The organism is Planotetraspora mira, assembly GCF_016863275.1.
GTDB classification, from domain to species: Bacteria; Actinomycetota; Actinomycetes; order Streptosporangiales; family Streptosporangiaceae; genus Planotetraspora; species Planotetraspora mira.
This window is the reverse complement of sequence record NZ_BOOO01000033.1, coordinates 222,262-230,787: the sequence shown is the minus strand read 5'-3', so window position 1 is coordinate 230,787 and position 8,526 is coordinate 222,262. Positions and strand designations below refer to the sequence as shown.

Annotated in this window: 7 protein-coding genes; 3 read left to right on the top strand and 4 right to left on the bottom strand. The window is 66.2% G+C overall.

The genetic code is table 11. From position 1 onward, the window contains the following. Positions 1–730 precede the first annotated feature (730 nt). On the top strand, positions 731–1,795 hold the full coding sequence (locus Pmi06nite_RS27900) for a chitosanase (protein WP_275409607.1): 1,065 nt from the start codon (positions 731–733) through the stop codon (positions 1,793–1,795). A gap of 87 nt (positions 1,796–1,882) precedes the next feature. On the opposite strand, the gene Pmi06nite_RS27895 is transcribed toward Pmi06nite_RS27900, so the two are convergent. From Pmi06nite_RS27895 to prcB, 4 genes are all read right to left on the bottom strand, one after another. Further along, on the bottom strand, positions 1,883–2,842 hold the full coding sequence (locus Pmi06nite_RS27895; RefSeq protein WP_203956098.1) for an FKBP-type peptidyl-prolyl cis-trans isomerase: 960 nt from the start codon (positions 2,840–2,842) through the stop codon (positions 1,883–1,885). Positions 2,843–2,915: 73 nt separating this feature from the next. Beyond that, the gene (pafA, locus tag Pmi06nite_RS27890) at positions 2,916–4,274 is read right to left on the bottom strand and encodes a Pup--protein ligase (RefSeq protein WP_203956097.1); all 1,359 of its coding nucleotides are present in this window, start codon (positions 4,272–4,274) and stop codon (positions 2,916–2,918) included. Positions 4,275–4,347: 73 nt separating this feature from the next. After that, positions 4,348–5,130, bottom strand: coding sequence for a proteasome subunit alpha (gene prcA / locus Pmi06nite_RS27885; protein ID WP_203956119.1), 783 nt, complete (start codon positions 5,128–5,130; stop codon positions 4,348–4,350). 28 nt (positions 5,131–5,158) lie between these two features. Next, entirely contained in the window at positions 5,159–5,974 is an 816-nt protein-coding gene (gene prcB / locus Pmi06nite_RS27880) for a proteasome subunit beta (RefSeq protein WP_203956118.1), read from the bottom strand. 268 nt (positions 5,975–6,242) lie between these two features. On the opposite strand from prcB, the gene Pmi06nite_RS27875 reads away from it, so the two are divergent. Both Pmi06nite_RS27875 and Pmi06nite_RS27870 read left to right on the top strand, forming a co-directional pair. After that, positions 6,243–7,610 (top strand): extracellular solute-binding protein, encoded by a 1,368-nt coding sequence (locus Pmi06nite_RS27875; protein ID WP_203956096.1) that lies wholly within the window; start codon positions 6,243–6,245, stop codon positions 7,608–7,610. After that, positions 7,597–8,487 (top strand): carbohydrate ABC transporter permease, encoded by an 891-nt coding sequence (locus Pmi06nite_RS27870; protein ID WP_203956095.1) that lies wholly within the window; start codon positions 7,597–7,599, stop codon positions 8,485–8,487. The genes Pmi06nite_RS27875 and Pmi06nite_RS27870 overlap by 14 nt, the downstream gene beginning before the upstream one ends. The last annotated feature ends 39 nt before the right edge of the window (positions 8,488–8,526 follow it).

Below are 8,526 nucleotides of genomic sequence, written 5' to 3'. Positions count from 1 at the left end.
CATTTCACGAGAATGGGCGGCCGACAACCAATACCAATGAGTAATCGGGGAGCTCGCGAAAACGAGATATCCCCATTTGTGCGCTTAAACAATTTCGTTCAGAAATAAACATGTCATCGCAATCATCCGATCCGACCGACCCGGCCCGTCGCATGGCATACCACCGCGACCAAGCAAGATCGCTCAACGTCAACAATCTCGTCTACCAGCGAAAATGCCCCGCCGAACAGCACCTGCGAGATCACACCAACGACCTTGCGGACCCCACCCCGAGCTCCGGCATCCCATCAATGGATGCCGGGATCTAGGCACCGAGCAGAAATCGCGGCACACACGAATCAAATACCTAGATACTCCATCCCATATCAGATTCCCGATATATCAGGAGCGAGAATAAACGGCCCCGAATAGGCCGAAACCTGCGGCAGCAGACGGTCGACATCGCCACAGAGATTGGCGGACGGTCACAACTGGGTGCACGTCGCAGGTCAAGCTGCACGTCACAGGTCAAGTGGCCGTAGATACCAGTCATAACCAGGGTAAAACTGGGCGTTGACAGCACCATGTGACACCTGGTCTCATTAGGAAACCTTCCTAACTAACCTGCAAGGGTTCCTCCCCCAGCAGCCGCCACCCCCTCTCGCCCCGCGCGCTCCCCCCAACGTCGCAACGTGTTTCTCCACCTCGCCGTTGGATGCCGGCGAGATCGGCGGAGAAACGGAGAGACACAGTGACAGACCTGCCCAAGAGCAGGCGTACCCCCCGGCGAGGCGCTCTCCTGCTCGCCGTAAGCGTCGCCGTACTCCCGATGCAGTCAGCAGCGGGATGCGCAGCGGCAGACGCCACCCCGGCCAAGGTGGACCCCGCCAAGGTGGCCGCACTCGACTCCGTGACGGACTCGCCCGACGCGGCCCTCCCCGCGTCCGACGGCGGGGGGAACGTGGCCGAGCCCACCCAGCCCGCCAAGCCCTCAAGCACCGGCAAGGCCGGTCCGGCGAGCGGAGCGGGCACGGCCGGCAAGCCCGGCACCACGGCCACAGCCAAGCCCAAGCCCAAAGCAAAGGCCAAGGCCAAAGCCGCGGCCGTCGACCTGACCGATCCGAAGAAGAAGGAGATCGCGATGGAGCTCGTCTCCAGCGCGGAGAACTCCTCTCTCGATTGGAAGGCCCAGTACAAGTACATCGAGGACATCGACGACGGCCGGGGCTACACGGCGGGCATCATCGGCTTCTGCTCCGGCACCGGCGACATGCTGGAGCTCGTCGAGCTCTACGCCCAGCGCAAGCCCGGCAACGTGCTCGCGCCGTACCTGCCCGCGCTGCGCAAGGTGAACGGCACGGACTCGCACAAGGGCCTGGACCCGAACTTCACCAAGGACTGGCGCAAGGCCGCGGCCGACACGGCCTTCCAGCAGGCGCAGAACGACGAGCGCGACCGCGTCTACTTCAATCCGGCGGTGAAGCAGGCCAAGTCGGACGGCCTGCGCGCGCTCGGCCAGTTCATCTACTACGACGCGATGGTCATGCACGGGCCCGGCGAGGATAGCGTCAGCTTCGGCGGCATCCGAAAGACCGCCATGAAGAAGGCCAAGACCCCCGCGCAGGGCGGCGACGAGGTCACCTACCTCAACGCCTTCCTGGACGCCCGCAAGGCCGCGATGAAGACCGAGGAAGCCCACAGCGACACGAGCCGGGTCGACACCGCGCAGCGGGTCTTCCTCAAGGCGGGCAACCTCGACCTCAACCCGCCGCTGAAGTGGAAGGTCTACGGCGACAGCTACAGCATCAACAACTGAGCCCGGCCGAAGAAAAAGGATCTTCCCCGTCGACGGGGAAGATCCTTTTCTGAGTGCTACGGGGTTCTACGGAGTTCTACGCAGGCGTCAGACGGCGCCGAGGACGTCCACCACGAAGACCAGGGTGTCGGTGCCCTTGATGCCACCCTGGGCGTTGCCCTCCTTGCCGTACCCGAGGTCCGGCGGGATGGAGATCAGGACGCGGCTGCCGACCGGGACCCCGGTGAGCCCCTGCGCCCAGCCCTTCACGACCTGGTTGAGCGCGAACGTCGCCGGCTCACCGCGCTGCCAGCTGGAGTCGAACTCCTTGTCGGTCCCCCAGATCTTGCCCGTGTAGTGGGCGAGGATCATCTGGTCGGCCTTGACCTGCGGCCCGGAGCCCTTGATCACGGTCTTGACCACGAGGTCCTTCGGCGCCTTGGCGTCGGTCTTGGTGGTCAGCGTGGGCGCCTTGTCACCGCCCGGGTTCTCGAGCTTGACCCCGTCCACGGCGGGATCCACCGCGGCGCCCTGGGCGGCCTTCGGTGCGGCGGACTCGACGTCGACCACCAGCACCTGCGAGGTCGTGGTGAAGTCGGTGCCCTGGTCCTTGGCCTGCGTGATCTGGTCGGGGCTCAGGCTGTCCTTGGCGACGACGGCGACGACCCGGCCTCCCGGCTTGGCGCCGATGAGAGCGTCATGCAGGGACTTCGGAAGCTGAGGGCTGACCGTGACGAACTCGGAATGACCCTGGTCGTAGTCGGAGCCCGACGACTTGTTCTCCTTGCCGTCCCAGTTGTAGACGGTCACCTTGGCCGTGAGGACGTCGCCGTCCTTGGCCGCCGTGCCGGAGCCGTCCAGAACCTTCAGGGACGACGACGTGAGCGGAGGCTGGCCCGCCGGGAACGTCACCGTCGGCTTCTTGCCGGCCTCTCCCGCCACTTTCAGACCCGCGGCGGCGGCGGTTCCCGCGCCCGTGCTGGGAGACGCGGTCTTCTGCGCGGTCCCGCAGGCTGCGGCGAGCAACAAAGGCAAGGCTGCGGCGACTATTGCCGTACGGCGGCGCATGTGGAATCCCTCAGAAAGACAGCTAGGTTCGGGTAACCCTACCCGAACCCGCTGTCGGAACGACGTAAGGAGATCACATTCCGGCGATGAGCTTGTCAACCCTTTCATCGACGCTGCGGAACGGATCCTTACAGAGCACGGTCCGCTGGGCCTGGTCGTTCAGCTTGAGGTGGACCCAGTCGACGGTGAAGTCGCGCCGCTTCTCCTGTGCCTTGCGGATGAACTCGCCGCGGAGTCTGGCTCTCGTGGTCTGCGGCGGAACCGACTTCGCCTCGAAGATCTTGACGTCACTCGCCACCCGCTCGACGGCCCCCCGCTTCTGCAGCAGGTAGAACAGGCCGCGCTTGCGGTGGACGTCGTGATAGGCGAGATCGAGCTGGGCGACTCGCGGCGATGAGAGCGGAAGGTCGTACTTCTGCCGGTAACGTTCGATCATCTGGTACTTGGTGACCCAGTCGATCTCCCGCGACACGAGGTCGAGATCGCCGGTGTCGACGGCGCGGAGCGTCCGCTCCCAGAGCTCCAGCACCCGCTTGCTGATCTCGTCGCCGCCGCGCCGGTCGACGAAGTCCCGCGCCTTGGTGAGGTACTCCTGCTGGATCTCCAGGGACGAGGCCTCCCGCCCGTTGGCGAGCCGGACCCTCCGGCGGCCGGTCATGTCATGCGACACCTCGCGGATCGCCCTTATCGGGTTCTCCAGCGACAGGTCCCGCATCACGACGCCGGCCTCGATCATGCGCAGCACGAGGTCGGTGGCGCCGACCTTGAGCAGCATGGTCGTCTCGCTCATGTTCGAGTCGCCGACGATGACGTGCAAGCGGCGGAACCGCTCGGCGTCGGCGTGCGGCTCGTCGCGCGTGTTGATGATCGGACGTGACCGGGTGGTGGCCGAAGAGACACCCTCCCAGATGTGCTCGGCCCGCTGGGACACGCAGTAGACCGCACCGCGCGGCGTCTGCAGCACCTTGCCGGCCCCGCAGATGATCTGGCGGGTGACGAGGTAGGGGATGAGGACGTCGGCCAGCCGCCCGAACTCCCCGTGCCGGCCAACGAGGTAGTTCTCGTGACAGCCGTAGGAGTTGCCGGCGGAGTCGGTGTTGTTCTTGAACAGGTAGATGTCTCCTGCGATGCCCTCCTCGCGTAGACGCTTCTCGGCGTCGACGAGGAGACCTTCGAGGATGCGCTCCCCCGCCTTGTCGTGGGTCACCAGCTCCACGACGTTGTCGCATTCAGGGGTGGCGTACTCGGGATGACTGCCCACATCCAGATACAGACGGGCGCCGTTACGGAGAAATACGTTGCTCGATCGGCCCCAGGACACCACTCGCCGGAACAGGTACCGCGCCACCTCGTCCGGTGACAGCCTGCGCTGCCCCCTGAACGTGCAGGTGACGCCGTACTCGTTCTCCAGCCCGAAGATGCGTCGATCCATCACTTAACCCTATTCCCCGAATGTGACAACCGGATAGGGATCACCTGGTAATCGCCGAGCCTGGCCTTGGTGGTTACTCGGCCGAGCCGGTGTCGATGTCTCCGTCCGGAGCGGTCGGAGGCTCCGGCAACGAGACGTCTTCGGCGGCAGGCTTATCCGGTGGTGTCTCGGACTTGGCCGTCTCGAGCAGTTTCTCGAGGCGGGGACCGGCGAGGCGCAGGAACTTTCGATGCTCGCGGCCGCGGTCGAGGACCGCCACCTCGATCTGGGTGGTGGGAGGGCGCTCACCTCCCGGCTCGGTCAGGGCGACCAGGGCGGCCTCGAGCGCCTCCGGCAGCGGCAGGTTGTCCCTGTAGCGCTCCTTGAGGCGGCCCGCGACGGCCTCGGCCTGTCCGCCGATGACGGCCATGCCCTGCTCGTCGAACACCGACCCGTCGAAGGTCAGCCGGTAGATCTGGTCATCGGACTGGGATTCGCCGACCTCCGCGACGACGATCTCCACCTCCAGGGACTTGATCGACTCGGTGAAGATCATGCCGAGCTGCTGGGCGTACAGGTTGGCGAGACCGCGGCCGGTGACGTCGTTGCGGTTGAAGGTGTAGCCGTTGATGTCCGCGTAGCGGATGCCGGCCAGGCGGAGCGACTCGAACTCGTTGTACCGCCCGACCGCGGCGAAGCCGATCCGGTCGTAGATTTCACTGATCTTGTGGAGAGCCTTGGACGGGTTGGGCGCCACGAACAGGATGCCGTCGGCATACTGCATGACGACCACGCTGCGGCCTCGCGCGATGCCCTTTCGCGCATACTCCGCCCTGTCCCGCATGATCTGCTCGGGTGAGGCATATCCAAAGGGCATGGACACCGGGGGTGTTCCTCTCTACGAGTTAGCGCAGCGGGGCGATCGGTCCGTCGGGGGCTTCCATCCGTACGGCGATCACGGCCTGGACGAGCTCCGCGATCTCGTCGTCGGGCAGCCGGCGGTAGCCGTCCGCGGTGATCACGGAGATCATCGGCCAGATCTTCCGCGTCACATCGGGCCCGCCGGTGGCCGAGTCGTCGTCGGCCGCGTCGTACAGCGCGTTGAGGCATGCCATGACGGTGTCCTCGGGTGAGGCGTTCTCGCGGTACAGCTTCTTCAGCGAACCGCGCGCGAAGATCGAGCCCGAGCCGATCGAATGGTAGTTCCGCTGCTCGTACGGCCCGCCGCCCACGTCGTAGCCGAAGATCCGCCCGCCGTCGACGGCCGGGTCGTAGGCCGCGAACAGCGGCACGACCACGAGGCCCTGCATCGCCATGGCGAGGTTGCCGCGGATCATCGTCGCCAGCCGGTTGGCCTTGCCCTCGGTGGACAGGGACCGGCCTTCGGTCTTCTCGTAGTGCTCGAGCTCCACGCGGTAGAGCCGGGCCATCTCGATGCCCGTGCTCGCGGTGCCCGCGATGCCCATGCAGGAGTAGTCGTCGGTGCGGAAGACCTTCTCGATGTCCCGCTGGGAGATGATGTTGCCCGAGGTGGCGCGGCGGTCGCCGGCCATCACCACTCCCCCGGCACACGTCGCCGCGACGATCGTGGTCGCGTGGGGGATCTGATCACCGACCGGCACGGCCGGCGTCTGCGCCCGGGACGGCAGCAGATCCGGCGCGTACGCGCCGAGAAACTCGGTGAAAGACGAGGACCCCGTGTATGTGAAGAGGTTGTTCATCCCGGCCTGCTGAGATGCCACGCGACTCCCTCCAAGCGTGCGTTGTTACGCCCGACCCTACTCATGTCACCGCACTGGTTGCACTCTTCCCGATCAGCTCAGCGCGAACCTCGTTTCTTGATCGTCGTTCCGGCCGCGCCCGCGGTTGAACCCCCGCGGGCACCGCCCCCGTTCTTCACTGCTTCACCAAACCGTTTCTTTACTCGTTAGTTGTCCCGTGCGACTGTCGATTTTGTCTGTACGTCATGACTTTGACGCGGAGGTCTTCATGAGACCTGTACTCGCGGCGGTGGCGGGAGCCGTACTGGTCCTCGCGGCCTGCGGAACGGGAAGCGAATCCTCGGACGGCAGTGTCACCCTCATCATCACGTCGAACGCGATCTCCGGCGGAAAGAACGCCGAGACGGCCGACTGGACGACCCGGTGGGTCATCCCCGAGTTCGAGCAGGAGCAGAAGGCGAAGGGCCGCCGGGTCCACGTCCTGTTCCAGCCGAGCGGGGTCGACGACGAGCAGTACAAGACGAAGATCGCCCTCGACCTCAAGTCGCACGCCGGGGCCGACGTGATCGACGTCGACGGCATCTGGGTGGGCGAGTTCGCCCAGGCCGGCTACATCAAGCCGCTGTCCGAGGTCGCCGGCCCCGAGGTCGACTCCTGGGAGGGCTGGAACCAGATCCCGAAGGCCGTACAGGGGCTGGGGATCTTCGAGGACAAGAAGTACGGCCTGCCGCAGGGCACCGACGGCCGCGTCCTGTACTTCAACAAGGACCTGTTCAAGAAGGCCGGCCTGCCGGCCGACTGGCAGCCCACGAGCTGGCAGGAGATCATCGACGCCGGCAACGCCCTGAAGGCCGCCGGGGTGCCGGTGCCGATCCAGCTCAACGCGGGCACCGCGATGGGTGAGGCGACGACCATGCAGGGCGCGCTGCCGCTCCTCGCGGGCGCGGGAGCGCAGATCTGGGCCGACGGCAAGTGGACGGGCGGCTCCCAGGCGCTGAAGGACGTGCTGGGCTTCTACCACCAGATCTACACGACCGGGCTCGGCGATCCGAAGCTTCAGCAGGAGGCGCAGGGCAGGGACAAGTCGTTCGCCCAGTTCGCCGAGGGCAAGATCGGCATCCTGGCGGAGGGCGACTACTTCTGGCGGGCCGTCGTCGAGCCCAAGGCCGGCGTCGCCCCGATGCAGAACAGGGACGCCGCAGTCGGGTACGCCCTCATCCCCTCCGAGCGCCCCGGCTCGGGCATCCGCGGGCAGGACTTCGTCAGCATGTCGGGCGGCGCCGTACGGGTCCTGAACCCGAACTCGAAGAACCCGAAGCTGGCCTGGGAACTGCTGTCGTTCATGCATTCGGCCAAGGCCACCACGTCGCAACTCGCGGGCGCGGCCAGGATCACCTCGCGCACGGACGTGAACGACGAGGTGCTCGGGGTCGACCCGATGCTGAAGTTCGTGTCGGACGAGGTGCTGCCGATCACGGCCTACCGTCCGCCGCTGGCCGTGTATCCGGAGGTGTCGGTGGCGCTGCAGGAGGCCACCGCCGCCGTCGTCTCGGGCAAGACGGTCGACGAGGCGGCCGCCGCTTACCAGCAGAAGGTGGAATCCCTCGTCGGCGGCGCCGCCAATGTCGCAAGCTGACCCATCGGGCCTGGGACGCGCACGAGCCGTCGGGTTCGTGCTCCCAGGCCTGGTGCTGATCGGGATCTTCCTGATCTTCCCGGCGCTGTGGACCATCTATCTCGGCCTGACCGACTACCGGCTGACCGGCCTCGCCGCGGCGAATCCGCAGGTCGTCGGCCTCGACAACTACACCACGGCGCTGGGGGACGACCGGTTCCGCAACTCGCTGTGGCTGACCGTGCAGTACGTGCTCGGCTCGGCGGTGGTGGGCCAGGCCGCCCTCGGGTTCGCGATCGCGTGGATGTTGCGCAACCGCCCCGGGCCGGTCAAGCGCATCACCGAGGGCCTCGTGCTGCTCGCCTGGATCCTGCCGTCGTCGGTGGTCGCATTCCTCTGGATCGCGCTGCTGGACCGCGACGAGGGCACGCTGAACGCGCTGCTGCACACGCCGGGGTTCGCCTGGTTGCTCGACTACCCCATGTTGTCGATCATCGTGTTCAACATCTGGCGGGGCACGGCCTTCTCGATGATGTTGTACGGCGCGGCGCTGGAGAACGTGCCCCCGTCCCATCTGGAGACGGCCAGGCTCGCGGGCGCGTCGACCTTCCAGCAGCTCAGAGACGTCGTGTTCCCGAGGATCAAGGGCCACGTGCTGACCAACCTGCTGCTGATCAGCCTGTGGACCTTCAACGACTTCACCTCGTTCCAGCTCACGGCGGGCGGGCCCGAGGGCCGTTCGGAGATCCTCCCCGTGTACATCTACAACGTCGCGCTCAGCGGCGGCCAACTGGGCTTCGGCGCGGCGATCTCGTTCCTCGTCCTGCTGATCAACCTCGTCTTCGCGTTCATCTACCTGCGCCTGCTTCGCGACCGCAGGAAGTTGGTCGTCCCATGACCCGCGAGGGGGCTGAGGCGAGCGCGGGTGTGAGGCAGC